General features: G+C 73.4%; 21 protein-coding genes. 12 read left to right on the top strand and 9 right to left on the bottom strand.

Features of this window, described 5'->3' with window-relative positions; all coding sequences use genetic code 11:
• Positions 1–27 precede the first annotated feature (27 nt).
• A complete protein-coding gene (locus QFZ75_RS07605; RefSeq protein ID WP_307534914.1) occupies positions 28–1,647 on the top strand; it encodes an ABC-F family ATP-binding cassette domain-containing protein in 1,620 nt (539 codons plus the stop codon).
• Between the two features lie 110 nt (positions 1,648–1,757).
• Here QFZ75_RS07605 and QFZ75_RS07600 read toward each other — a convergent pair whose 3' ends face one another.
• From QFZ75_RS07600 to QFZ75_RS07580, 5 genes are all read right to left on the bottom strand, one after another.
• Positions 1,758–2,369: a response regulator gene (locus QFZ75_RS07600; RefSeq protein ID WP_373466030.1), complete on the bottom strand. Its 612-nt coding sequence runs from the start codon at positions 2,367–2,369 to the stop codon at positions 1,758–1,760.
• A gap of 62 nt (positions 2,370–2,431) precedes the next feature.
• Positions 2,432–3,709, bottom strand: coding sequence for a sensor histidine kinase (locus tag QFZ75_RS07595; RefSeq protein ID WP_307534912.1), 1,278 nt, complete (start codon positions 3,707–3,709; stop codon positions 2,432–2,434).
• Positions 3,710–3,716: 7 nt separating this feature from the next.
• A complete protein-coding gene (locus QFZ75_RS07590) occupies positions 3,717–5,966 on the bottom strand; it encodes an MMPL family transporter (RefSeq protein WP_307534910.1) in 2,250 nt (749 codons plus the stop codon).
• 251 nt (positions 5,967–6,217) lie between these two features.
• Entirely contained in the window at positions 6,218–6,766 is a 549-nt protein-coding gene (locus QFZ75_RS07585; RefSeq protein WP_307534909.1) for a type 1 glutamine amidotransferase domain-containing protein, read from the bottom strand.
• Positions 6,767–6,850: 84 nt separating this feature from the next.
• Positions 6,851–7,291 carry a CBS domain-containing protein gene (locus QFZ75_RS07580; protein WP_307534907.1) on the bottom strand — a complete coding sequence of 147 codons (441 nt, stop codon included), beginning with the start codon at positions 7,289–7,291 and terminating at the stop codon, positions 6,851–6,853.
• A 358-nt stretch (positions 7,292–7,649) separates the two neighbouring features.
• Here QFZ75_RS07580 and QFZ75_RS07575 point away from each other — a divergent pair, with 358 nt between their 5' ends.
• From QFZ75_RS07575 to QFZ75_RS07560, 4 genes are all read left to right on the top strand, one after another.
• Positions 7,650–8,459 (top strand): RNA polymerase sigma factor SigF, encoded by an 810-nt coding sequence (locus tag QFZ75_RS07575; protein WP_307534905.1) that lies wholly within the window; start codon positions 7,650–7,652, stop codon positions 8,457–8,459.
• A 222-nt stretch (positions 8,460–8,681) separates the two neighbouring features.
• Positions 8,682–9,521, top strand: a complete 840-nt coding sequence (locus QFZ75_RS07570; protein WP_307534904.1) for a hypothetical protein — start codon at positions 8,682–8,684, stop codon at positions 9,519–9,521.
• 153 nt (positions 9,522–9,674) lie between these two features.
• Complete coding sequence (locus QFZ75_RS07565; protein WP_307534902.1) at positions 9,675–11,069, top strand: aminotransferase class I/II-fold pyridoxal phosphate-dependent enzyme; 1,395 nt, start codon at positions 9,675–9,677, stop codon at positions 11,067–11,069.
• Complete coding sequence (locus QFZ75_RS07560; protein WP_307534901.1) at positions 11,066–12,106, top strand: MBL fold metallo-hydrolase; 1,041 nt, start codon at positions 11,066–11,068, stop codon at positions 12,104–12,106. The genes QFZ75_RS07565 and QFZ75_RS07560 overlap by 4 nt, the downstream gene beginning before the upstream one ends.
• A gap of 195 nt (positions 12,107–12,301) precedes the next feature.
• Here QFZ75_RS07560 and QFZ75_RS07555 read toward each other — a convergent pair whose 3' ends face one another.
• The gene (locus QFZ75_RS07555) at positions 12,302–12,928 is read right to left on the bottom strand and encodes a DedA family protein (RefSeq protein WP_307534899.1); all 627 of its coding nucleotides are present in this window, start codon (positions 12,926–12,928) and stop codon (positions 12,302–12,304) included.
• A complete protein-coding gene (locus QFZ75_RS07550) occupies positions 12,925–13,764 on the bottom strand; it encodes an MBL fold metallo-hydrolase (protein ID WP_307534897.1) in 840 nt (279 codons plus the stop codon). Before QFZ75_RS07550 ends, QFZ75_RS07555 begins: the two co-directional genes overlap by 4 nt.
• Positions 13,765–13,849: 85 nt before the next feature.
• Here QFZ75_RS07550 and QFZ75_RS07545 point away from each other — a divergent pair, with 85 nt between their 5' ends.
• The 6 genes from QFZ75_RS07545 (at position 13,850) to dnaK (ending at position 22,421) form a co-directional block, all read left to right on the top strand.
• Positions 13,850–14,275 (top strand): hypothetical protein, encoded by a 426-nt coding sequence (locus QFZ75_RS07545; RefSeq protein ID WP_307534896.1) that lies wholly within the window; start codon positions 13,850–13,852, stop codon positions 14,273–14,275.
• 206 nt (positions 14,276–14,481) lie between these two features.
• Positions 14,482–16,563: a phage holin family protein gene (locus tag QFZ75_RS07540; RefSeq protein ID WP_307534894.1), complete on the top strand. Its 2,082-nt coding sequence runs from the start codon at positions 14,482–14,484 to the stop codon at positions 16,561–16,563.
• Between the two features lie 301 nt (positions 16,564–16,864).
• On the top strand, positions 16,865–17,926 hold the full coding sequence (locus QFZ75_RS07535) for an ATP-binding protein (protein ID WP_307534893.1): 1,062 nt from the start codon (positions 16,865–16,867) through the stop codon (positions 17,924–17,926).
• A gap of 62 nt (positions 17,927–17,988) precedes the next feature.
• Positions 17,989–19,731 (top strand): hypothetical protein, encoded by a 1,743-nt coding sequence (locus QFZ75_RS07530; protein ID WP_307544278.1) that lies wholly within the window; start codon positions 17,989–17,991, stop codon positions 19,729–19,731.
• 75 nt (positions 19,732–19,806) lie between these two features.
• Positions 19,807–20,232, top strand: a complete 426-nt coding sequence (locus tag QFZ75_RS07525; protein WP_307534891.1) for an OsmC family peroxiredoxin — start codon at positions 19,807–19,809, stop codon at positions 20,230–20,232.
• A 221-nt stretch (positions 20,233–20,453) separates the two neighbouring features.
• Positions 20,454–22,421, top strand: a complete 1,968-nt coding sequence (dnaK, locus tag QFZ75_RS07520) for a molecular chaperone DnaK (RefSeq protein ID WP_307534890.1) — start codon at positions 20,454–20,456, stop codon at positions 22,419–22,421.
• A 27-nt stretch (positions 22,422–22,448) separates the two neighbouring features.
• On the opposite strand, the gene QFZ75_RS07515 is transcribed toward dnaK, so the two are convergent.
• Together QFZ75_RS07515 and QFZ75_RS07510 are read right to left on the bottom strand one after the other, a co-directional pair.
• On the bottom strand, positions 22,449–23,312 hold the full coding sequence (locus QFZ75_RS07515; protein ID WP_307534888.1) for a helix-turn-helix transcriptional regulator: 864 nt from the start codon (positions 23,310–23,312) through the stop codon (positions 22,449–22,451).
• Positions 23,313–23,455: 143 nt separating this feature from the next.
• Complete coding sequence (locus QFZ75_RS07510) at positions 23,456–24,352, bottom strand: helix-turn-helix domain-containing protein (RefSeq protein ID WP_307534887.1); 897 nt, start codon at positions 24,350–24,352, stop codon at positions 23,456–23,458.
• 188 nt (positions 24,353–24,540) lie between these two features.
• On the opposite strand from QFZ75_RS07510, the gene QFZ75_RS07505 reads away from it, so the two are divergent.
• The gene (locus QFZ75_RS07505; RefSeq protein WP_307534886.1) at positions 24,541–24,846 is read left to right on the top strand and encodes a 4a-hydroxytetrahydrobiopterin dehydratase; all 306 of its coding nucleotides are present in this window, start codon (positions 24,541–24,543) and stop codon (positions 24,844–24,846) included.
• Position 24,847: the final 1 nt, after the last annotated feature.

Below are 24,847 nucleotides of genomic sequence, written 5' to 3'. Positions count from 1 at the left end.
CCTGTCCGACCCGGACAATGCGCGACCATGGGACATCTCGAAGCCGCGCACCTGGAGTACTACCTCCCCGACGGGAGGGCGCTGCTCGGCGACGTCTCCTTCCGGGTGGGCGAAGGGGCCGCGGTCGCGCTCGTGGGACCCAACGGCGCGGGCAAGACGACCTTGCTGCGGCTCATCTCCGGTGAGCTGAAACCGCACGGCGGCACCGTCACGGTGAGCGGCGGGCTCGGCGTGATGCGCCAGTTCGTGGGATCCGTACGGGACGAGACGACCGTGCGCGACCTGCTCGTGTCCGTGGCCCAGCCGCGGATCCGCGAGGCGGCGCAGGCCGTGGACCACGCCGAGCACGCCCTCCTGACGGTCGACGACGAGGCCGCCCAGCTCCAGTACGCGCAGGCCCTGTCCGACTGGGCGGAGGTCCGCGGGTACGAGGCCGAGACGCTCTGGGACATCTGCACCACGGCCGCGCTCGGCGTGCCCTACGACAAGGCGCAGTTCCGCGAGGTACGGACCCTGTCGGGCGGCGAGCAGAAACGGCTCGTGCTGGAGGCGCTGCTGCGCGGCACCGACGAGGTGCTGCTCCTCGACGAACCGGACAACTACCTCGACGTCCCCGGCAAGCGCTGGCTGGAGGAGAAGCTGCGGGAGACCCGCAAGACGGTCCTGTTCGTCTCCCACGACCGGGAACTGCTCGCCCGTTCCGCCGAGAAGATCGTCAGCGTGGAGCCCGGCCCGGCCGGCGCCGACGCCTGGGTGCACGGCGGCGGCTTCGCCACCTACCACGAGGCCCGCCGTGAGCGCTTCGCGCGCTTCGAGGAGCTGCGGCGGCGCTGGGACGAGAAGCACGCCCAGCTCAAGAAGCTGGTGCTCAACCTGCGCCAGGCGGCCTCCATCAGCCATGAACTGGCCTCGCGCTACCAGGCCGCGCAGACCAGGCTGCGCAAGTTCGAGGAGGCCGGGCCGCCGCCGGAGCCGCCGCGCGAGCAGGACATCACGATGCGCCTGCACGGCGGACGCACCGGGGTACGGGCCGTGACGTGCAAGGGGCTGGAGCTCACCGGCCTGATGCACCCCTTCGACCTGGAGGTCTTCTACGGCGAGCGGGTCGCCGTGCTCGGCTCGAACGGCTCCGGCAAGTCGCACTTCCTGCGGTTGCTGGCGGGTGGCGAGGTCGCGCACACGGGGGAGTGGAAACTCGGCGCGCGTGTCGTGCCCGGGCACTTCGCGCAGACCCACGCCCACCCCGAGCTGGAGGGACGCCCGCTGCTCGACATCCTGTGGACCGAGCACTCCCAGGACCGGGGCGCCGCGATGTCGCGGCTGCGGCGGTACGAGCTGACGGCGCAGGCGGAACAGCGGTTCGACCGGCTGTCGGGCGGGCAGCAGGCGCGCTTCCAGATCCTGCTGCTGGAGCTGGAGGGGTCCACGGCGCTGCTCCTCGACGAGCCGACGGACAACCTCGACCTGGAGTCGGCGGAGGCGCTGCAGGAAGGGCTGGAGGCGTACCGGGGGACCGTGCTGGCGGTCACCCACGACCGGTGGTTCGCGCGGGCGTTCGACCGGTATCTGGTGTTCGGGAGCGACGGACGGGTGCGGGAGACGACGGAGCCGGTGTGGGACGAGCGGCGGGTCGACCGTCGGCGCTGACGTCGACGATCGACCCGGCGCTCGGGGCCGGGGACCGGGGTCGTTCATCGGCTGCCGGGCCGGTGGGGGCCGGTCGCGCAGTTCCCCGCGCCCCTGACGGGGCGCGCCCCTCACCGGTCCGGGTGGGCCAGGCCCGTCCGGTAGGCGATCACCACCAGCTGGGCGCGGTCGCGGGCCTCCAGTTTGGTCATGGCGCGCTGCACATGGGCGCGTACGGTGAACGGACTGAGGAACATCCGCTCGGCGATCTCCTGGTTGGACAGGCCGGTCGCGACCAGCGCCACCATCTCGCGTTCGCGCGGGGTGAGCACGGCCAGCCGTTCGGGGCGGTGCGGCGGGACGTCGTCCGGTGTGGCCAGGAAACGGGCGACCAGGGAGCGGGTCGCGGCCGGGGAGAGCAGGGTGTCGCCCTCGGCGACCGTCCGTACGGCGTCCAGCAGGTCCTCGGCCCCGATGCCCTTGCCGATGAAGCCGCCGGCCCCCGCGCGCAGCGCCTGGGCCACGTACTCGTCGGTCTCGTACGTGGTGAGGACCAGGATGCGGCTGCCGCGCAGTTCCGGGTCCGCGCAGATCTCCGACGTGGCGGTGAGACCGTCCATCCCGGGCATCCGGATGTCCATGATCACCACGTCCGGGCGCAGCTCCCGCGTGAGGTGTACCGCTTCCCGGCCGTCGGCGGCCTCGCCGACCACGGTGATGTCGTCGGCGGTGTCGAGCAGCATCCGGAAGGCGCCCCGCAGCAGGGCCTGATCGTCGGCGAGGAGCACCCGCAGCACCGGCGGCGTCACGGCGTCTCCCCGGCCTCCGCGCCGCCCGTCCGCGCGGGCGGGACGGGCAGTCGGGCGGACACGAGGAAGCCGCCCTCCGGGCGGCTGCCGGTGGAGAGGTGTCCGCCGACCGCGGTGGCGCGTTCACGCATCCCGATCAGACCGTAGCCCGGTGGACGCTCCAGTTCCGCGGCCGTATCCGCCGGTCCCGCGGCCGTACCCGGTCCCGTGGAGGCGGCCGGCGCCGTACGGGCGCCCTCTCCGTCGTCGGCGACGGTGATGGTCATGCGATCACGGGTCCAGGCGAGGCGTACCCGGGCGCTGCCGGTACCGGCGTGCTTGGTCACGTTGGTCAGGGCCTCCTGGACGATGCGGTAGGCGGTGAGGTCCACCCCCGGGGGCAGCGGCCTGGCCGTGCCCTCCTCGTGCACCGACACCTCCAGACCCGCGCGGCGGAAGGACTCGACGAGCGTGGGGAGCCGCGACAGCCCGGGCGCCGGTTCGGCGGGCGCGGCCGCGTCCCCGGACTGGCGCAGCAGACCGACCGTGGCCCGCAGGCCGTCGAGCGCGTCGGCGGTGGTCCCGATGAGCTCCTTGAGGCTCTTGCGGGTCTGCTCCGGGCGGACGTCGAAGAGATGGGCGGCGACCGTGGCCTGCGCGTTGGCCAGGGTGATCTGATGGGCCACCAGGTCGTGCAGTTCCCGGGCGATGCGCACCCGTTCCTCGGCCACCCTGCGGCGCGCCTCGCTCTCCCGGCTCTTCTCGGCCCGCCGGGCCCGCTCCTCCACGGCCGCCAGGTAGGCCCGCCGGTTGCGCACCGAGTGACCGAGCACGCCGGCCATCAGCGGGAACGCCGACACCGCCCCCACCCTGCTCGCGTCCCTCCACGACAGGGTCCCGAACAACGGGGCCGAGGCGACCAGCAGCGCCACGGAGACGAGTGCCACCGCGCTCACCGCGCGCCGTTCGGTGCGCGCGGTGAGCGAGTAGGAGTAAGCGGTGATCACGGCGGGGGCCGCGATGAGCGGGCTCAGCAGGAGGCCCAGGAACGGTGCCAGCACGCCGCTCGCGGTCGTGGCGACCACCGCGGTCAGGGGCACCCGGTGCCGCACCGGCAGCACGGCACAGGACACCACGGCGACGAACCAGGCGGTGGCGGACGGCGGTGAGAACGTGCTGCCGTCGTCCTTCACCACGCCGCCGAACAGGCAGAGCGCGAACGCCGTCGCCGTGATCGCGGTCTCCCGCCACCACCTGCCGCGCGGCCTCGGGCCGCCGCCACCCGTGTGCGTCATCGCCGGCTCAGTGCGGGTACCGGCCGACGGGGAGCGGCGGCACCGTCGCGTCCGGCACGGTCGCGGGGGCCGGGACATGCCTGCTCAGTTTCTCCCCCTCGACGTCCACGTTCGGCAGCACACGGTTCAGGGTACGGGGCAGCCACCAGGCGCGGTGGCCGAGCAGTGCCAGGACCGCGGGTGCGATCGCCATCCGGACCACGAAGGCGTCGAAGGCGACGGCGGAGGCGAGGCCGACACCCATCGTCTGGATGGTCGGGCTGTTCATCCCGATGAATCCGGCGAACACGCTGATCATGATGATCGCCGCGGCGGCCACCACGCGTCCGCTGTGCCGGAAACCGCTGACGACCGCCTCGCCGGGGGACGCGCCGTGGACGTGGGCCTCCCGCATCCGGGTGAGGAGGAAGACCTCGTAGTCCATGGCGAGGCCGAACACGATGCCGATGATGAGGATCGGCATGAGCGACATGACCGGTCCGGTCTGCTCGATGCCGATCAGGTCCGCCGCCCAGCCCCACTGGAAGACGGCGACGACGACGCCGAAGGCGGCACCCACCGACAGCAGGAAACCGAGCGCGGCCTTGACCGGGACCAGCACCGAGCGGAAGACCACCGTCAGCAGGAGCACCGCCAGGCCGATGACCACGGTCAGATAGGGGACGAGGGCGTCGGACATGGCCTCGGAGATGTCGATGTTCAGCGCGGTGGTGCCGGTCACCGCGATGCCGGCGCCCGTGTCGGCCTCGACGTCGGAGAGCGCGTCCCGGATCGCGTGCACCAGGTCCTTGGTCTCGCCGCTGTTCGGCGCGGTCCGCGGGACGGCGGTGAGGACGGCCGTGTCCTCGGCCCGGCTGAGAACCGGATCACCGACCGACGCGACCCCGTCCACTTCCCGTACAGTTTTGACGACCAGGTCCGCGGTGGCCCGGGTGTCCTTGGACCGCGACGTGTCCACGACGACGGTCAACGGGCCGTTGAAGCCAGGACCGAAGCCCTCCGACAGCAGGTCGTAGGCACGCCGCTGGGTGGTCTCCACGGACTTGGACTCGTCCCCGGGCAGCCCGAGTTCGAGGCTCAGCGCCGGTAGGGCGACGGCGCCGAGACCGAGCCCGGCGATCATCAGCACGGGCACCGGTCGGCGCAGCACGAACCGCGCCCAGCGGACGCCGAGCCCGTCCCGGCCGGCCGCGGCCGGCGCCGGGTGCGGGTGCTCGCTTCCCGGCCGGGTGGCCCTGCGGACGGACCGGGACAGCGTCCGCCGGCCGGAGAAGCCGAACAGCGCGGGGACCAGGGTCAGCGCGACGAGTACGGCAAGGGCCACGGCGCCCGCGCCGCCCAGGCCCATTTTCGTGAGCTCGGGGATGCCGACGACCCCCAGCCCGGCCAGGGCGATGAAGACGGTCGCGCCGGCGAAGACGACGGCGGATCCGGCCGTGCCCACCGCCCGGCCGGCGGCCTCCTCCGGCCCGCTGCCCCGGGCGCGCTCGTCGCGGAAGCGGGAGGTGATGAAGAGCGCGTAGTCGATGCCGACCGCCAGTCCCAGCATCAGCGCCAGGATGGCGACGGTGGACGTCAGGCCCAGCGGAACGGCCAGCGCGGAGACCAGGCCGAAGGCGACGGCCACGCCCACGAACGCGGTCAGCAGCGACAGTCCGGCCGCGACCAGCGACCCGAGGGCGAGGACAAGGACCACCGCCGCCACCGCCACGCCGACGATCTCCGTCGTACCGCCCAGTTCCTCCTCCGCGTCCAGGGCGGAGCCGCCGATCTCCACGGTCAGTCCCGCGTCCCGGGCCCGGCTCGCGGCCTTCTCGAGAGCGGTCTTCGTCGGCCCGGTCAGGTCGACGGCGTCCGCGGTGTAGGTGACCGTGGAGTAGGCGACGGTGCCGTCCTCGCTGACCGCGCCGGTCCCGTAGGGGTCGGTGGTCGATGCGACCTGATCACCGCCGTCCAGCGCGCCGAGCGTCTTCTCGACGGCCGTCCTGTTCCCTTGGGCCGTCACCCGCTGCCCGTCCGGGGCCCGGAAGACCAGACGGGCCTCGGCGCCCTGGGAGTTGCTCTCGGGGAACCGCTCGTCCAGCAGGTCGAACGCCTTCTGCGACTCGGTGCCGGGCATGGACAGGTCCTCCTCCTGACCGGCCGGCGCCACCGCGGCGGCGACCCCGGCCAGCACCAGGACACCCAGCCACAGCGCGCTCACGAGCCGGCGCCGGCGGAAGGCCCACCGTCCGATCCGGTAAAGAAAGATCGCCACCTGTTGATCACTCCAGACACCGTCGGGAAGGGGAAACGCGTGGGGTTCACGCGCCTCCCAGACTTCCTTCCGGCGCCCCGCGGGACATCGTCCCCAGCCGCCGTCCTCGTCTGGTGCGCCCGGACCAGCCGCCGCCCGTCCTGGTGCGTACGCACCAGGCCCCCGCTCGTCCTGAGCGGGGGCCTGGGGGCGCGGACCCGACGGTGCCGGGTCCGGCAGCGATGTACCCGGTGGTGAGGGAACCGGGAGCGCTAGGAGGGGCGGGACTGCTTCTGGAACTCCGCGACGAATGTCTCGCAGAAGGCCTTCAGGTCGTCCGGCTTGCGGCTGGTGACGAGGGTCGAGGGCTGCGCGTCGCAGACCGACACCTGCTCGTCGACCCAGGTGGCACCCGCGTTGCGCAGGTCCGTCCGCAGGCTCGGCCACGAGGTGAGGGTGCGGCCGCGGACCACGTCGGCCTCGATGAGGGTCCACGGGGCGTGACAGATCGCGGCGACCGGACGCCCCTGGTCGAAGAAGTCACGGGCGAAGGCCACCGCCTTCTCGTCCGTGCGCAGCGCGTCCGGATTGGCCACGCCGCCGGGCAGCACCAGGCCGTCGAACGAATCGGCCGAGGCCTCGCCCACGACCTGCTGCACGGGGAACGTGTCCGCCTTGTCGAGATGGTTGAACGCCTGGATCTCGCCCGGGTCCGTCGACACCAGCACGGGCTCGCCGCCCGCGTCGACGACGGCCTGCCAGGGATCGGTGAGCTCGATCTGCTCGACACCCTCCGGCGCCACCAGAAACGCAATACGCATGAGGTTCTCCAGTTCTTCCGTTCGCTTCGGCGTTGTGCCCGTGTGTGCCCGTGTGTGCCCGTGTGTTTCCGTGCCGGGGGCGGGTCAGGTACGGGTGCCGCCCGCGCCGGTGTCCGGTGCGGCACGGCTGATCCGCGCGAGCGCCGAGTCCGGGTTCTCCGCGATCGCGAGGTCACCCAGGCTGACCACACCGATCGCGCGGCCGTCCTCGACGACCGGCAGCCGGCGTACGGCGTGTTCGCGCATCACCGCGACGGCGGCCGCCACCGGGTCGTCGGGGCCGATCACCACCGGGTCCGGCGTGCAGACCGTCCCGGCGCGGACCGTCAGCGGATCGGCTCCGTCCGCCACGGCCCGCAGGGCGATGTCACGGTCGGTCAGGACGCCGGTGATCCCGTCGTCACCGGCCACCAGGACACCGCCGACGTCCTGGGTCCGCATCAGCAGGGCCACTTCGACGAGCGAGGCGTCCGGCCGCACCGGGACGACGACCGGTGTCATGACCTCCCTGACGAAAAAAGCCATGCCGTGGACCTTTCCTGCGCTCTCCGGCCGGTACGGGCGGGGTGGGGGTCCGCCGACCGTGCCGGGCCGACGTCGACGTCAGCCCGGAGTACCCCGGTGACGTCGGGCTAAGCGTCCGGTACCGGCTCCCGGTGTCCGGGGCGGCCCGGCGGTCGCGGACGCACGACTCCCACGGGCCCGTGCCATCACCCGTGTTTGCTCTGCCCGACCAGGGGCAGGCGAATGCCCAGTGCTTCGGACAGGAGGCACGTTCGTGGGAGTGGAACTGCCCGTCCCACGGGTGTGCCCGTCCGCAGCAGGGCGCGCTCCCACGGTTGACCGTCCAACCGAGCACTCCCCGGAGGGAGTTGCATTCATCATGCAAACTCACGCCCACGCACGGCAGCACCCGCACGACGACGCCCCCGACACCGCGGAAGACTTTCGCACGCTCGCCTCCCTGCCCCCGGGCCCCTCGCGCGAGGCCCTCCGCGACCGGATCATCGAGGCCTGGCTGCCCATGGCCGAGCGGCTGGCCGGCCGGTTCCGCAGCCGCGGCGAGAGCTTCGACGACCTGCGGCAGGTCGCCGCGCTGGGCCTGGTGAAGGCCGTCGACCGCTACGACCCGGAGCGCGGCAACGCCTTCGAGAGCTATGCCGTGCCGACCGTCACCGGTGAGATCAAGCGCCACTTCCGCGACCACATGTGGACCCTGCACGTGCCGCGCCGGGTCCAGGACCTGCGCAACCGTGTCCGCTTCGCCCGCCAGGACCTGGCCCAGACGATCCCTGGCCGGCAGCCCACCGTCGCCGAGATCGCCGCGCAGGCGCAGATGAGCGAGGACGACGTACGCACCGGTATGGGGGCCCTGGAGAGCTTCACGGCGCTCTCGCTCGACGCCGAACTGCCGGGCAGCGAGGACGGCTACTCCCTGAGCGACGCGATGGGCTCCGCCGACCCGGCCCTGGACGTCGTCATCGACCGCGAGGCGGTCAAGCCCCGGCTGGAGGCCCTGCCCGAACGCGAACGGACCATCCTCTACATGCGCTTCTTCGGCGACATGACGCAGAGCCGCATCGCCGAGGAACTCGGCATCTCGCAGATGCACGTCTCCCGGCTGATCAGCCGCTGCTGCGACCGGCTGCGGAACCAGGTCATGCACGACGTCGCGCCCCCTCCGACGGCCTGACCGCGGGGGCGGGGCCGGGCGGAACCGGGCGGGACCCGTGACCGGTGCGCACGTGCCGTGTCACCCGCTCGGGCGTCCGTGTGGCACGAATGGTGTCCGGCCGCGCGCGCCCCGGCCGGGGGCGGGCTCTGATGGGCTGCGGGGCATGCCGGTCGTGCCCCGCCTCCGCCGCCGTACCCGGGCGTGGGGGTCCGCAGCCCCGGCCGAAGGAGACCGAGCCCCATGCCGCTGCGCCGTACCGCTCGCGCACTGTCCGCCACCGCCCTCACCGCCCTCGCGCTCGGCACCGCCGCGGGAGCCGCGACCGCGAACCCGGATGCCGAGGTCAGCCCGCGCACCGTGGCCCCCGGCGACACCGTCACCGTCTCCGTCACCTGCGAACGGCCGGGGCCGGGCGGACACCCGCCCGCGACCGTCGAGGCCACCTCGCAGGCCTTCGAGCACGGCACCGTGCGCCTGCACGAGGACGGGCACGGGGGAGGCGGGAGCAGGCAGGACCCGGGGGGCGGAGAGGGCCCGGTGGGCGGAGGGGATCCGCTCCTGGACGAGGGTTCGTCCGGCGAGGACCCGCTGGGCGAGGAGGACCCCGCGGCCGAGAAGGGCGCACCGGTCGAAGAGGATCCGGCGGGCCTGGAGGACCCGATGGGCCTGGAGGACCCGGTGGATCCGGCGGGTTCCACGGGCGCGGACGGTCCGGCGGGCACGGACGACCCGAAGGGGGACGTGGGGCCGGAGGGCGGCGTCACCTACAGCGGCACGGCCCGTATCGCGCCCGCCGCGGACTTCGAGCGGGACGCACCCGGCGGCGGGACCTCCGAATGGAGCGCCGACGGGGTCTGCCCGGCCGCGCACGGCGGCGGGGGCAAGAAGTGGAGCGCCCCCTTCACGGTGTCCCTCGACCCCTCCCGCGGCACCGGCGTCCGGCACGGGGTGCACGCCGGCACGGGCGGCACCTTCGACGACTCCATGATCGCCCTCGTGTCCGGCGGCGTCCTGATCGCGGGCGCGCTCGGCGCGGCCGTCCACAGGCTGCGCCGCCGGGAGCCGTCCTCGAACCGCTGAGTCGGTGGAGCGGCTGTGCCGGGCAGCACGGCGGCTCCGGTGGGTACGGCGGCTCCTGTGGGTACTGGGACCCCAGAGGCACGACCGACGTCCTGGGAAGCACGACGGCCCGCGGGGCGGCAGGTCCAGGGACCACTGCGTGGAGGTGCACGGATGCGGCGGACCGATCCGGCGGGGCACGGGCCCGTCCGTTACGGACCACCCCTCCCGGACCACGGCCTGCCCCCGCCGCCCGGGCTGGCCGCCGCCGCGAGGGGCGCGCACACCGAGCCGGCCGGCGGCGGCCCCGCGCTCCTGGACGCCGCCCGCGGCTACTGGGCCCGGCGCGGCCTGCCCGCCGGCCGCGACCGGACCGTCGCGGCCCCCGGCGCCCCGGCCCTGCTCCTCGCGCTGACCGCCGCGCTCGGCGGTGACGTGCTGGTGCCCCGCCCCTGTGCGGCCTGGTGGGCCCCGCAGGCACGCCTGCTCGGCAGCTCCGTCTTCCCCGTCGCGACCCCCGTCGAGTGCGGCGGGCTGCCGGATCCGTACGCCCTTCTGGAGACCGTGCGCCGGGTGCGTGCCGAGGGCGGCGACCCGCGGCTGGTTGTGCTGTCCGTGGCCGACGACCCCGCCGCCACCGTCGCGCCGCCCGAGGTGGTGCACGAGACGATGGAGGCCGCCGCGGGCGAGGGCCTGCACGTGGTCAGCGACGAGACCTGGCGCGACACCCTGCACGAGCCGCGGGACACCGTGCTGCTCAGCCCCGCCGAGATGCTCCCGGAGCGGGTCACGGTCCTGGCCGACCTCTCCGGCCCCTTCCTCCCGGTGGGCTGGCCCGCGGCGGTCGCCCGCTTCCCGGACGGCGACACCGGCGGCCGGCTGCGCGAGCGGGTGCTCGACGTCCTCACCGCGCTCGGCGCCCGGGTCGCCGCACCGGTCGCCGCGGCCGCCGCGTACGCGCTCGGCGAGCCCGACGAGATCACCCACCGCCTCGCCGGGTCCGTACGGCTGCACGCGCAGGTGGCCGCCGCCGCCCACCGGACCCTCGTCGCGGCGGGGGCCCTCGTCCGGCCCCCGCGGGCGGGGCGTCACCTGTACGCCGACCTGGACCCGCTGCGGCCCGCGCTCGGCGCGCTCGGGGTGGGCGACGCGCAGGATCTGGAGGACCTCCTGACCGTCCGGCTGGGCATGCCGGCGCCCGGTGGCCACCGCTTCGGCGACGACCTCGGCGCCCTGCGCGTACGCCTGGCCACCGGACCGTTCCTCGGCACGACCGACGACGAGCGCATGACGTCCCTCCTGTCACCGGAACCGCTGGAACTGCCGCAGGTGGCGGGCGCCCTGGGCCTGCTGCGGTCGGTCTTCGACGATCTCCGCGACGGCCACGACGACGGCCACGACGACGGCCACGACGGTCACGGCCATGACGACGGCGACGCACACGGCGACGCACACGGCGACGCACACGGCGACGCACACGGCGACGCACACGGCGACGCACATGACGACGCGTGCGGCGACGCGCACGAAGACGCGTATGACGCTCGGCGACGGGAGTCCCCTCGATGACGCAGCAGTCCGAGTCGGCCACGGCCACGACGGTTACGACGGCCACCTCCACCTCGACGACGGACCCCGTGCCGCTCGCCGAGCCCCGCCCGCCGGGTGAACGGCGTGTCTGGCCGCGGTCCTTCGCCGGCCGGCTCACCGCACCGCTGCCGGGCCTCAGGGGCTTCGCGCGGTTCGCCCGCGAGGGGGCGCTCCGGCCGGGGCCCGGGGGCCTGGCCGACGTTCCCCGACTGCCGTACGAGCCGAGCCCGTTGCCCCACGCCGACACGGACACCGTCGCCGTCTCCTGGGCTGGACACGCCAGTTGGGTGATCCGGATCGGCGGACTCACGGTCCTCACCGACCCGGTCTGGTCCCGCAGGATCCTCGGGACGCCCGCCCGGATCACGCCCGTCGGGGTGCCCTGGAGCGCGCTGCCACGCGTCGACGCGGTCGTCATCAGCCACAACCACTACGACCACCTGGACGCCCCGACCCTGCGCCGGCTGCCGCGCGACACCCCGGTGTTCGTGCCGGCCGGGCTCGGCCGCTGGTTCCGGCGCCGGCGCTTCACGCACGTCACCGAGCTGGACTGGTGGGAGGCGGCGCAACTCGGTGGTGTGCGGCTGGACTTCGTGCCGGCCCACCACTGGTCCAAACGCAGTCTGCACGACACCTGCCATACGCTGTGGGGCGGTTGGGTGCTGACCGCGCCCGACGGGCGGCGTGTGTACTTCGCGGGCGACACGGGGTACGGGCACTGGTTCTCGCGGATCGGGGAGCGGTATGCCGGGATCGACCTGGCGCTGCTGCCGATCGGGGCGTACGAGCCCCGCTGGTGGCTGCGTGATGTGCACTGCGATCCCGAGGACGCGGTGCGGGCGTTCCAGGATCTCGGGGCCCGGCGGATGGCTCCGATGCACTGGGGGACGTTCGTGCTGTCGGCCGAGCCGGTGATGGAGCCGCTCGTGCGGGTGCGGGCGGCCTGGGAGGGGGCGGGGCTGGCGCCGGAGCGCTTGTGGGATCTGCCGGTGGGGGGATCGCGGGTGCTGCCGTGACGTGGCTTGCGGGCCTGTGGGCCTGAGGGCCTGCCGTGGGCGGGGGCCGGGTGTTGTCCGTCGGCTGCGGGCCGGTGGGGGCCGCTCGCGCAGTTCTCCGCGCCCCTGAAGGATTGCGCCGTCTCCCGCGCCCCCCGGGAGACGGACCGCGCCGTTTCCCGGGTTCCGGAAGCAGAAGGACAGGGAGAACCCGGGTCAGCTGGCGGTGCTTCTGATCCTGCGCCACAGGCCCGGGGTCACGCCTATCACGATCGTCAGGAGGATCGCCGCGGCCACGCCCTCCCAGGGCTCCTCGAAGAGGGAGCCGCCCAGCACTCCGATGAGCTGGTAGGTCGCCGCCCAGGCGAGGCAGGCCGGGCCGTTGCCGTGGGCGAAGCGCCGTACCGGCCACTTCGCCATCAGGCAGGCCAGCATCACCGGGATCCGGCCCGCGGGGACCAGCCGGGACAGCACGAGTACCGCGACCCCGTGGTCGGCGAGCTTCCCCTGGGCCTGGGCGAGCCGGTCCTCGGGCGCGCGGTCCCGGATCGCGGCGAGCCAGCGCGAGCCGTTCTTCGACCGCATGCCGCGCCGGCCGAGCCAGTACAGCGCGATGTCCCCGAGGAACGCGGCCAGCGCCGCCACCACGAAGACCATCGCCATCGAGAAGGGCGTCGACCGGTGGAGGGCCACCACCGCCGCCGAACTGACCAGCGCACCGGTCGGGACCACCGGCACCAGCGCACCGATCAGCACCAGCAGGAACAACGACGGATAGCCCAGCGCCTGCTGGGTGGCGACCGTCGGCACGCTCGTGACCGCGGCGGCGAACACATGTGTCACCGCGCTTCGCCCTCCCCCTCGTCGTCCGTCCGGCCGCCCGGCGCGTCCCCGGATGAAGAGCGGTACCCCGCGACCTTCGGTCGCACACTTTCGCCCTGGTCGAGGAGGTGTACCCGCACGTCCGGCGCCCGCCGGGCGGACAGGCGCACGAACTCGGTACCGGGGGTGTGGAATTCATGGGGGCGCACGGCATCCATCCCGATCGGCCAGAACGTGCCGTAGTGCACCGGCACCGCGCTCCCCGGCCGCAGCCGGGCCAGCGCCTCGGCGGCCCGCCCCGCGTCCAGGTGCTCCTCACCCAGGTGCGGCCCCCAGCCGCCGACCGGCAGCAGCGCCACGTCGACCGGCCCGACCTCGTCGGCCATCTCGTCGAACAGCCCCGTGTCCCCGGCGAAGTACGTCCGGGACTCGCCCTCGATCACATAGCCGAGAGCGGGGGCGCGGTGCGGTCCGATGGGCAGCCGCCGCCCGTCGTGCCGGGCGTGCACGACCCGTACGACCAGGTCACCGATCTCCACCCGGTCGCCCGGCGCGACCTCGGTGAGCCGCAGACGGTCGAGCCTGCGCAGCCCCGGCACCGCGCGCCGCGCGCCGCGCGGGACCAGCAGGCGGGTGCCCGGAGCGAGCCGCGCCAGGGACGGGAGGTGCAGGTGGTCGGCGTGCAGGTGTGAGACGAGTGTCACATCGGCGGCCGCTGCCTCGGCGGGCGGCGGCGCCCCCCGGCGCCTGCGCAGGTGTGCGAGCCGGCGCGCGAAGAGAGGATCCGTGAGCAGGCGTACGCCCGAGTCCTCGACCGTACAGGTGGCGTGACCCCACCAGGTGATCTCCACCGGCACTCCTTTGCCTCCTTCGCGCGACTCCCCCCGAGCCTACGGGCAGGAGTAGGGTCGGCGACGAAACCCGGAGGTGAGGGGGGACGCCATGGGAGACACACGCCGTGCCTCCGGAATGCTTCGCGTGACGACGATCGCCAGCCTGACTCCGTTGGAGGAGCTGGACGACGACCCCTTCCTGGTGGACTCGCGCAGCCAGCACGCCATGTGCGCGCGCTGGGCGGCCGAGCAGGGGTACGTGGTCACCCGGGAACTGCTCCTGCGCGGGCTGCGACCCGACCACTGCGCGCTCTGGGAGGACGCCGAGGCCGGTCTGGTGGACCTGTTCGTCGCGCCCAGCCGGCGGGTCCTGGAGCGGGCGATCGCCTCGGTCGACGCGTTCACCGCCGAGTGCGCCCGGCGCGGGGTCCGCGTCGAGACGGTCGGCCACGCGGAGCCCGCGTACGACGCCCAGATGAAGGCCCACGTCCACCGCCGCCTGTCGATGCCGACGGCCGGCTACGACGGCCGCTGAAACACTCCGCGCGACCCGCGGCCCACACTCCGCGCGACCCGCGGCCCACCGCGGAGCGGGCCGCTCACCGGCCGTGGGCGGGTGCCGGTCCGGTGAGGGCCGGTCGCGCGGTTCCCCGCGTCCCCGAAGGGCGCCCCCACGCGTGTGGCAGGGTGGGCCCGGGTCCGCCGGCAAGAGGGCGGAGGCGGATGTGAGGCGGGTGTGACGTGGGCAAAGAACGCTGGCGGAGGGTGGGCAGCGCGGTCTGGCGGAGCGTCGCCGTATGGGCGGTCTCCACGGTCACGATGCTGGTGCTCGCCGGGATCCTGCCCGACTTCAGGCTCCAGTCCGCCGACGGGGACAGCGCCACCAGCATCGCCGTCACCGCCGCGCTCGGCGCCGGGGCCTTCGGCGTGCTCTCCTCCGTCGTGTGGCCCCTCCTCGTGCGGGCCCTGCTCCTCGTCCCCGCCCTCGTCCTCGGTGCGCTCGTCTTCTTCCTGAACGGCTCGCTCCTGCTGCTGGCCCTGCGCCTGGACCCCTCGGGCCAGAGCGAGGCGGCCCCGGAGACCGCCGTGGTCGTCGCCGCGGTGATGTCGGCGGTCGCCTCGGCCACCGGCGGCGCCCTGGCCGTGCGCGACGACGACGCGTACCGGCGCAGGCTGTACCGGCTGTCCGACCGTCGCCGTGAGGGGACAGCGCCGGCCGGCGCCCCCTCGACCCCCGGCACGGTCTTCCTCCAGTTCGACGGCGTCGGCCACGACGTGCTGGTGGACGCCGTCGCCCGCGGGCTCATGCCCACCGTGGCCGCCTGGCTCGGAGACGGCCCGGGGGGCCGCGCCACCCACCGGCTCATCCCCTGGCGCACCGACTGGTCCAGCCAGACCGGCGCCAGCCAGCTGGGCATCCTGCACGGCTCCAACCACGACGTCCCCGCCTTCCGCTGGTACGAGAAGGACAGCCAGGAGATCGTGGTCTGCAACCGGCCCACCAGCGCCGCCGAACTGCAGCGCCGGGCCGTCGAGCACACCGGCGACGGCGGCCTGCTCACCCTGGACGGCGCGAGCCGCGGCAACCTCTTCAGCGGCGGCGCCGACCAGCTCGCCCTGGTGCTCTCCGTGGCCGCCAGGCGAGGACGGGACAACCGCTCCCGGGCCGGCTACTTCGCGTACTTCTCCGACCCGGCCAACGCGGTCCGCACCGCCCTGTCGTTCGTCGCGGACGTCTGCCGGGAGATCGGCGAATCCACCGGGGCGCGCCTGAAGAAGCAGCGCCCCCGCGTCGGCCGCGGCGGTCTCTACCCGTTCATCCGCGCCTTCGCGACCGTCGTCGAGCGGGACGTCGTCGTCGCGGCGGTCATCGGGGACATGCTGGTCGGACGCGCCGCGGTCTACGCGGACCTGGTCGCCTACGACGAGGTGGCCCACCACTCCGGACCCCGCAGCCGGGACGCGGACAAGGTCCTGCAGCGCCTGGACCGCTCGCTGGCCCTGATCGCGAAGGTCGCCGAGCACGCCCCGCGCGCCTACCGCGTCGTCCTGCTCTCCGACCACGGGCAGAGCCCCGGCGAAACGTTCCGCGCCCGCTACGGACTCGGTCTCGGCGAGCTGGTCCGGGCCGGCTGCGGGCTGCCCGTGCCGCGCAAGGTGCGGCGTACGCACAGCGGTGCCGAGGCCAGGGTCGCCGTACGGGCCGCCCTGCGCAGGCCGGTCAAGGAGAGCGACGAACCGTACCGGCCGGCCGGTCCCGCGTCGGAGCCCCTCGTGCTGGCCTCCGGCAACCTGGGCCTGGTGTCCTTCCCCGACGTCGCGCACCGGATGAGCCGCGAGGAGATCGACGCCCGGCATCCGGCGCTGCTGACCACGCTCGCCAACCATCCCGGCATCGGGTTCGTGCTGGTGCGCAGCGAGGAGCACGGCGGGCTCGTACTGGGCGCGCACGGCGCCGCGATCCCGCTGGACGAACTGGACGGGAACCCGGGCCCGCTCGCGGAGTTCGGCCCGGGCGCCGCCGACGCCGTACGGCGCACGCACTCGTTCCCGCACGCCGCGGACATCATGGTGAACTCCTGGTACGACCCCGAGGAGGGCGAGGTCCTGGCGTTCGAGGAGCAGATCGGCTCGCACGGCGGTCTCGGCGGGGCGCAGGGAAGGCCCTTCCTGATGTCGCCGCTCTCGTTCTCGGCGCCGGTCGGGGACGGGGAGGAACTGGTCGGCGCGGAGCGGGTGCACGGGGTGCTGCGCAGATGGCTGCGGGAGTGCGACGGGCCGCAGGTCCCCCTGGCGGCTGTGGACGACGAACGGGTGGCTTGAGCGGGGCGTTCGGCTGCGGCCCGGTGGGGGCGGGCCCGCGCAGTTCCCCGCGCCCCTGAAAGACGGGGCTGCGCCCCTGCCTTTCAGGGGCGGTAGCCCTTGCTTTTCAAAGGGCGCGGGGAACTGCGCGACCGGCCCCCGTGCGCCCGCGGACACAGAACCGGCCGTCACCGCCCGCCGGTACGCAAAGGCGACCGGGCACCAGAAAATGGGCTGCGGCCGGGGCACCGGCCGCCCACACTGTCCGCATCGGACACCGCGCACCGGCGCGCGTCACTCCACACCCTCCAGGAGCCACTGCGTGCAGGCAGCCGTCACCGTCACTCCCGCCCGCATACCGGAACTGCTGCTCGGTCTCGCGACCGTGCGGCCGGTGTTCCTCTGGGGCGCCCCCGGCATCGGGAAGTCCTCGCTGGTACGGGAGTTCGCCGAGTCACTCGGACTGGAGTGCGTGAGCCTGCTGGGTACGCAGCTGGCGCCGGAGGACCTGATCGGCGTACCGCAGATCAGGGACGGCCGCTCGGTGTTCTGCCCGCCGGAGGCGATCGCCCGCGACGAGCCCTACTGCCTGTTCCTGGACGAGCTCAACGCCGCGACGCCGGACGTCCAGAAGGCCTTCTACTCGCTGATCCTGGACCGCCGCATCGGCAGCTACGAGCTGCCGGCCGGCTCCATCGTGATCGGCGCGGGCAACCGCTCGACGGACAACGCGCTGGCCCGCCCGATCGCGTCGGCCCTGGTCAACCGCCTGACCCACGTGCACCTGGAGGCCTCGGCGAAGGACTGGCTGAGGTGGGCGGCGGTCAACGACATCCACCCGTGGGTGCTCGACCACCTCACCGACCGGCCCGACCACCTCTGGTCGAAGCCGCCGAAGACCGAGGAGCCGTTCTCCACGCCGCGCTCCTGGCACATGCTCTCCGACGCCCTGCGCTCCTTCGGGCCGACGCTCGACGAGCCGACGCTCAAGGTGATCGCGCACGGCACGCTGACCCCCGCGCACGCGGTCGCCTTCTGCGGCTACGTGAAGATCGTCCGCAGCCGCTTCGGCATCGAGACGATCATCAAGGGCGAGGCCCGCTGGCCGCACCGCGTCGAGGACCGCGACCTGCTGTACTACCTCGCCGAGTCGTTCCGGGGCCGCCTCGTCAAGGAGCTGCCCGCCGTCAAGGAGCACGCCTCGGCGAACGGCCGGCAGACCGCGTACCGCGCCAAGTCGCTGCTCGTGCAGCTCGCCGAGATCTCGGTGGAGGTCGCGCAGAGCGTCATCGCTGCGGACGAGGACGGCAACCCCGTCCTGCCCGCCTGGTTCCTGGTGGAGGCGGCCCGCGACATGCCCCGGCTGGTGGAGGCCCGCCGGTGACCCGTACGGGCAGGCGGCCGCAGCCCAGGAAGGACCTGGCCGGCGAGGCGTTCGCCGAGGGGATGCGGCTGGTGCGGGCCAACCGCGCGCTGGCCGCCATCGGGTTCAGCGTCTGCCGGCAGGAGGAGTGCGGGGCCTCGCCCCGCGACGGACTCGTACGCGCCGACTCCGACGGCGTGCTCCACGTGCACCCGAAGCGCCACGCGGAGCCCGCCGAGTGGGCCTGGGCGGTCGCGCACGCCGCCCTCCACCTCGGCTTCGGGCACGTCCCGGCCCACGACACCACGCGGGAGCAGCCCGACCGCTTCGACCTGGCCGCCCGCTGCGTCGTCGTCAACCGCTTCCTGCTCGGCTTCCCCATCGGCCTGACGCCCGCGGACCTGCCGATGGCGTACCCCGACGGCGACGAGGAGCAGCTCGCCGCCCGCTGGCGCCGGGCCGGCGCCGGCATCCCCGCCGTGTACGAACGCTGCGGCACGGCGGGCGGCGAGCCGGACCAGCTGCTGGTCCCCTGGGACAGCCGGTTCGGCGGCCCCGCGCCGGACTGGCAGCTCGCCTTCGCACACGCGCTGACCCGCACCGTCGCCACCGCGATGGACCTGGCGGGCGGCCGCCGCGACTCGATGCGCGGAGGCGTCACCCGCCTCCAGCCGTGGGAGAGGGCACTGAGCTGGTTCGTGTCCTCCTACCCGCTGCTCGGCGGCATCGCGGCCGGCGTCACGGTCGTCGCGGACGCCGAACTCGCCCGTGCGCACGGCATCTCCGTCGCCGCGGTCGACCCGGAGGCCGCCGAGATCTACATCAACCCGCTGCGGCGGTTCGACGACGAGGAGTGGCGGTTCGTCCTCGCCCACGAGATGCTGCACGCCGCACTGCGCCACGGCGACCGCTGCGGTGGCCGCGACCCGTACCTCTTCAACGTCGCCTGCGACTACGTCATCAACGCCTGGCTGGTCGAGATGCAGGTCGGCGTGATGCCCGAAGGGCTGCTGTACGAAGAGGAGTTGAAGGACCTGTCCGCCGAGGAGGTCTACGACCGGCTCGTCACCGACCTGCGCCGCCACCGCCGGCTCGCCACGCTGCGCGGCAAGGGCGTGGGCGACATCCTCGGTGGCCCCCTCGGCCCGCCGCGCGACCACGTCGACCTCGACGAGTTCTACCGCCGCGGCCTCGCCCAGGGCCTGGACCTGCACCAGCGGCAGGAGCGGGGCTTCCTGCCCGGCGGGCTCGTCGAGGACATCCGCGCGCTCAGCCACCCGCCCCTGCCGTGGGACGCTCGACTGGCGCGCTGGTTCGACGAGTTCGTACCGCGCCCCGAACCGCTGCGGACCTATGCGCGCCCCTCCCGCCGGCAGGCCGCGACCCCCGGCATCCCGCGCGCCGGACGGTACTTCCCGCCCGAGGAGATCGCCCGCTGCACGTTCGGCGTGGTCCTCGACACGTCCGGCTCCATGGACCGCACCCTGCTCGGCAAGGCGCTGGGCGCGATCGCCTCGTACGCACAGGCCCGGGACGTACCGGCCGCGCGGGTCGTCTTCTGCGACGCGGCCCCGCACGACGCCGGGTTCCTCCCGGTCACCGAGATCGCCGGCCGGGTACGGGTCCACGGCCGCGGCGGCACGGTCCTGCAGCCCGGTGTCGACGTCCTGCACCGGGCGGAGGACTTCCCGCCGGGCGCCCCGGTCCTGATCATCACCGACGGGTGGTGCGACGTCCTGCGGGTCCGCCGCGAGCACGCCTACCTGATCCCGCAGGGCTCGTCCCTGCCGTTCACCGCACGGGGGCCGGTCTTTCGCGTGCGGTGAGCCCGCGTGCGACCCGAGTGTGATCGGATGGTGCCACGGACCCCGGAACCGGGACCTCGTCGAAAGGGAATCATCGTGGCAACAACGCGCTCCGCACACACCGTCTGGGAAGGCAACCTGCTCGAGGGCAACGGCGTCGTCACCTTCGACTCGTCGGGCATCGGCGAGCAGCCGGTGTCGTGGCCGTCGCGCGCCGAGCAGGCGAACGGCAAGACCAGCCCCGAGGAGCTGATCGCCGCCGCCCACTCCAGCTGCTTCTCCATGGCGCTCTCGCACGGCCTCGCCGGCGCCGGCACCCCGCCCACCAAGCTCACCACCTCCGCGGACGTCACGTTCCAGCCGGGCGAGGGCATCACGGGCATCCACCTCACGGTGGAGGGCACGGTGCCGGGCCTCGACGGCGACGCGTTCGCCGCGGCCGCCGAGGACGCCAAGAAGAACTGCCCGGTCAGCCAGGCGCTGTCGGGCACGACGATCACGCTGACGGCGAAGCTCGCCTGACGTATCGTCAGGTCAAGTTCACCTGACGCCCCGTCACCCCGTCGATGCCGCGCCCTCCGGGAGGGCGCGGCATCGTCATGTCCGGAGCGAACCGGGCAGTCCGGGGGCACGTGCCCCATTGACAGCATCGCACTCAAGTTTTGTGATGGAACACGTTGATGGAGCACGTCGATGGAACGCGGTGACGGAACGCGGGAAGACCCGGGTGGAAGGGGACGGACATGGCACGTGCGGTCGGGATCGACCTCGGTACCACGAACTCGGTGGTGGCCGTACTGGAAGGGGGTGAGCCCACGGTGGTGGCGAACGCCGAGGGCGCGCGCACCACCCCCTCGGTGGTGGCCTTCGCCAAGAACGGCGAGGTGCTCGTCGGGGAGGTCGCCAAACGGCAGGCCGTGACGAACATCGAACGCACCGCGCGCTCCGTGAAGCGCCACATGGGAGACCCCGCCTGGCGGTTCCCCGGCAGTGACGGCGGCACGATCGACGGCACCCGCTACCGCGCGCAGGAACTCTCCGCGAGGGTGCTGCAGAAGCTGAAGCGGGACGCCGAGTCGTACCTCGGCGAGGACGTCACGGACGCCGTGATCACCGTGCCCGCCTACTTCGACGACACCCAGCGCCAGGCCACCAAGGAGGCCGGTGGGATCGCGGGCCTCAACGTCCTGCGGATCGTCAACGAGCCGACCGCCGCGGCCCTCGCCTACGGCCTGGACCGCGGTGAGGAGCAGACCGTCCTCGTCTTCGACCTGGGCGGCGGCACCTTCGACGTCTCCCTCCTGGAGATCGGCGACGGCGTCATCGAGGTCAAGGCCACCAACGGCGACACCCGGCTGGGAGGCGACGACTGGGACCAGCGGATCGTCGAACACCTCGTCAAACGCTTCAAGGGCCAGTACGGCATCGACCTCGGCCAGGACAAGATGGCGCTCCAGCGGCTGCGGGAGGGCGCGGAGAGGGCCAAGATCGAGCTCTCCTCGTCCACCGAGACGACCGTCAACCTGCCCTACATCACCGCCACCGGTGACGGCCCGCTGCACCTGGACGAGAAGCTGACGCGCGCCCAGTTCCAGGAGCTGACGGCCGACCTGCTGGAGCGCTGCAAGGCCCCCTTCCACCAGGCGGTCGCGGACGCCGGGGTGAAACTCTCCGCGGTCGACCACGTCATCCTGGTCGGCGGCTCCACCCGGATGCCGGCGGTGACCGAGGTGGTCAGGGAACTCACCGGCAAGGACCCGCACAAGGGCGTCAACCCGGACGAGGTGGTGGCCCTCGGCGCGGCGCTCCAGGCGGGTGTCATCCGCGGCGACGTGAAGGACGTCCTGCTCCTCGACGTCACCCCGCTGTCCCTGGGCATCGAGACCAAGGGCGGCATCATGACCACGCTCATCGAGCGCAACACGACCATTCCCACCCGTCGTTCGGAGATCTTCACGACCGCGACGGACAACCAGCCGTCGGTCGGCATCCAGGTCTTCCAGGGCGAGCGGGACATCGCCGAGTACAACAAGAAGCTGGGCGTCTTCGACCTCACCGGTCTGCCGCCCGCGCCGCGCGGGGTGCCGCAGATCGAGGTCGCCTTCGACATCGACGCCGACGGCATCATGCACGTCTCGGCGAAGGACCTCGCCACGGGCCGCGAGCAGAAGATGACCGTCACGGGCGGCTCCGCGCTCGCCAAGGACGACATCGACCGCATGATGCGCGAGGCCGAGCAGTACGCCGACGAGGACCGCAAACGGCGCGAGGGGGCGGAGACCCGCAACCAGGCCGAGCAACTCGTCCACCAGACGGAGAAGTTCGTCCGCGAGAACGAGGAACGGATCCCGGGCGACACGAAGACGCAGGTGGAGGCCGCGATCACCGAGCTCAAGGCCCTCCTGGAGGACCGCGAAGGCACCGACACGAACACCCTGCGCACCGGTGTCGAGAAGCTCGCCACCGTCAGTCAGCAGGTGGGCCAGGCCATGTACGCCCAGGCCGGGCAGCCGCCCCCGCAGGACGAACGGGACGGCGGGCAGGCTCCGCCGGCCGACGAGGAGGGTGTGGTCGACGCGGAGATCGTCGACGAGGAGAGGGAGAGGGAGAACGAGAACGAGAACGAGAAGGGGAAGGGGACGGGCGGGGGCGCCGAAGGCACCCGGGGCGGGGACACCCGGGGCGGGGACGCCGGGAACGGCTCCGCCTGACGCGGGCACGCCCCGGTCCGGTCCCGCTCAGAAGTCCGCCCGGCGCTCCAGGATCAGTTCCCTGGTGCGCCGGGCGGAGGCCGCGCCGGTCGTCATGTGGTCCAGCACCTCGAGGTGCGCGGCCACTTCCCTGCGGGAGTCCAGATAGAGCGCCCCGGTCAGGTACTCGGTGTAGACCATGTCCGGCAGCTCGGGTTCCGCGAACCGGAACAGCACGAAGGGCGCGTACGTCCCCGGGTGCGGGCCGGACGCGAACTCGGCGATCTGCAGCGTGACGCGGTCGTTGTCGACGATGTCCAGGAGGTGGTCCAGCTGATCCGCCATCACCTCGGAGCGCATGCTGACCGGCCGCTGGAGGACCGTCTCCTCCATGATCACCCAGAGGTGCGGCGGGCGGTCCCCGGTGAGGAGCTTCTGCCGGGCCATCCGCAGGGACACATGGCGGTCGATCTCCCCGGGCCCCGTCTGGCCGACGGTGCCCGCCTCCAGGACGGCCCGGGCGTACTCCTCGGTCTGCAGCAGCCCGGGCACGAAGTGCGGCTCGTACGACCGGATGATCGAGGCCGCGCCCTCCAGGCTGACGTAGAGGCTGAACCAGTCCGGCAGGACGTCGTGGTAGCGCTGCCACCAGCCGGGCTGGTTCGCCTCCTCGACGAGCCGGACGAACGCCGAGATCTCGTCCTCGGGGACGCCGTACGTCGACAGCAGCACCTGGACGTACGGGATCTTCAGCGTGACCTCGGCCATCTCCATCCGCCGTACGGTCGCGCCGGCGACCCGCAGGATCCGCGCGGCCTCGTCGCGCCGCAGCCCGGACCTCTCCCGCAGCTCCTGGAGCCGTCTGCCGAGTACCACCTGCCCCACCGTGGGCGCAGGACGTCGTTCACTCACCCCACGCCTCCCCTAGCGCCAAGCAACGGCCAGCAGTGTGCCACGTCCGAGGGGCTGGCACAGAGGGTGCCCCGTCGGCAACACGGCGAACCGTGTGCTCAACCCCCACCGAACCTGCACAAGAGCACCACCGGAGGCTCTCCTCAGGAGGCCGACGACTGCAGGTATCCGGCTGTCGCCGGGTCCGCCGGCAGCAGTGTCTCGACGGCCAGCTCGGCGACCGTCACGTCCATCGGGGTGTTGAACGTGGAGATGGACGAGATGAAGGACAGCACCCGGCCGTCGTGCTCGATCCGCATCGGCAGCGCGAAGTGCGCCACCGCCACCGGTTCCGGCTCCGGCTCCGGTCCTGGGACCGGTTCCGGGACCGGATAGGCCGCCACCTCCTCGTACAGCGCGCGCAGTGGGGCCGAGCGCCGCAGGGCGATGTCCCGTTCCATCTGGGCCAGCAGATGCCCGCGCCACTCGCGCAGGTTGCGGATCCTGGGCGCCAGGCCCTCGGGGTGCAGGGTCAGCCGCATCGCGTTCGGCGCAGGGGCGAGCAGGTGCCCGGGGAGACCGTCGAGCAGCATCGTGATGCCCCGGTTGGCGGCGACCACGGTGTACGTGGCGTCCACCACCAGCGCCGGATAGGGCTCGTAACCCCGGATCAGCCGTTCCACACCCTCGCGCAGCGCGTCCAGCGCCGGATCGTCCAGCGGCGTCTGCGGATAACGGGGCGCGTAACCGGCGGCCAGCAGAAGGGAGTTGCGGTCGCGCACGGGCACGTCGAGGTGCTCGGCGAGCCGCAGCACCATCTCCTCGCTCGGCCGGGAGCGCCCCGTCTCGACGAAGCTGATGTGCCGCGCCGACGATCCGGCCCGCAGGGCCAGCTCCAGCTGGCTCACCCGCCGCTGCTCCCGCCAGCCGCGCAGCAGCGGACCCACCCCCTTGTCCGCGGCGGAAGCGGCTGCCGGGGCCGGGACCGGGGCGCCGCGCACGGCACCGGGGGAGCGGCCGGCGGATCCCCCGGCGGCGGACGCGGACGCGGCGGTGGTCATGCCCCCGACCGTAGCCGACGCGCCACCGGTGGGCCGACGCGCCGGCCCGCGGCCGATCGGTGGCACCGCCCCTCGCGTCATCCGTCCGGGGCCCTCCTGACCAGGGACGGGAGCCCCGGTCTGTGGGACGCTGAGGACGCTGAGGAGATCCGGACACCAGGGCCGGACGCCAGGGAAGGAACGCCGTCATGCCTCTCGAACCGCTGTCGCAGAAGGACGTCGAGGACCGGCTCACGGAGCTGCCCGGCTGGTCCCTGGACGGCGACAGCATCAGCCGCACCTACCGGCTCGGCTCGCACTTCGCCGCCGCCGCGCTGGTCGTGCACATCGCCCAGGTGCAGGACGAACTGGACCACCACTCCGACCTCACGCTCGGCTACCGGACCGTCGTCCTCACCGTGCACACGCACAGCGTGGGCGGCGCCGTCACCGAGAAGGACTTCGAGCTGGCCGTCCGGGTCGAACGGCTCGCCGCCGGGCACGGCGCGAGCTGAG

The organism is Streptomyces sp. V3I8 (assembly GCF_030817535.1).
GTDB lineage: Bacteria > Actinomycetota > Actinomycetes > Streptomycetales > Streptomycetaceae > Streptomyces.
The sequence above is the reverse complement of the archived record's forward strand: the minus strand, read 5'-3'. Positions and strand labels throughout refer to the sequence as shown.

Excerpts from the sequence above, each read along its gene's own strand:
- QFZ75_RS07605 (WP_307534914.1), top strand. The coding sequence starts at position 28 with ATGGGACATCTCGAAGCCGCGCACCTGGAGTACTACCTCCCCGACGGG.
- QFZ75_RS07600 (WP_373466030.1), bottom strand. The coding sequence starts at position 2,369 with ATGCTGCTCGACACCGCCGACGACATCACCGTGGTCGGCGAGGCCGCC.
- QFZ75_RS07595 (WP_307534912.1), bottom strand. The coding sequence starts at position 3,709 with ATGACGCACACGGGTGGCGGCGGCCCGAGGCCGCGCGGCAGGTGGTGG.
- QFZ75_RS07585 (WP_307534909.1), bottom strand. The coding sequence starts at position 6,766 with ATGCGTATTGCGTTTCTGGTGGCGCCGGAGGGTGTCGAGCAGATCGAG.
- QFZ75_RS07580 (WP_307534907.1), bottom strand. The coding sequence starts at position 7,291 with ATGGCTTTTTTCGTCAGGGAGGTCATGACACCGGTCGTCGTCCCGGTG.
- QFZ75_RS07575 (WP_307534905.1), top strand. The coding sequence starts at position 7,650 with ATGCAAACTCACGCCCACGCACGGCAGCACCCGCACGACGACGCCCCC.
- QFZ75_RS07570 (WP_307534904.1), top strand. The coding sequence starts at position 8,682 with ATGCCGCTGCGCCGTACCGCTCGCGCACTGTCCGCCACCGCCCTCACC.
- QFZ75_RS07565 (WP_307534902.1), top strand. The coding sequence starts at position 9,675 with ATGCGGCGGACCGATCCGGCGGGGCACGGGCCCGTCCGTTACGGACCA.
- QFZ75_RS07560 (WP_307534901.1), top strand. The coding sequence starts at position 11,066 with ATGACGCAGCAGTCCGAGTCGGCCACGGCCACGACGGTTACGACGGCC.
- QFZ75_RS07545 (WP_307534896.1), top strand. The coding sequence starts at position 13,850 with ATGGGAGACACACGCCGTGCCTCCGGAATGCTTCGCGTGACGACGATC.
- QFZ75_RS07530 (WP_307544278.1), top strand. The coding sequence starts at position 17,989 with ATGCGGCTGGTGCGGGCCAACCGCGCGCTGGCCGCCATCGGGTTCAGC.
- dnaK (WP_307534890.1), top strand. The coding sequence starts at position 20,454 with ATGGCACGTGCGGTCGGGATCGACCTCGGTACCACGAACTCGGTGGTG.
- QFZ75_RS07510 (WP_307534887.1), bottom strand. The coding sequence starts at position 24,352 with ATGACCACCGCCGCGTCCGCGTCCGCCGCCGGGGGATCCGCCGGCCGC.
- QFZ75_RS07505 (WP_307534886.1), top strand. The coding sequence starts at position 24,541 with ATGCCTCTCGAACCGCTGTCGCAGAAGGACGTCGAGGACCGGCTCACG.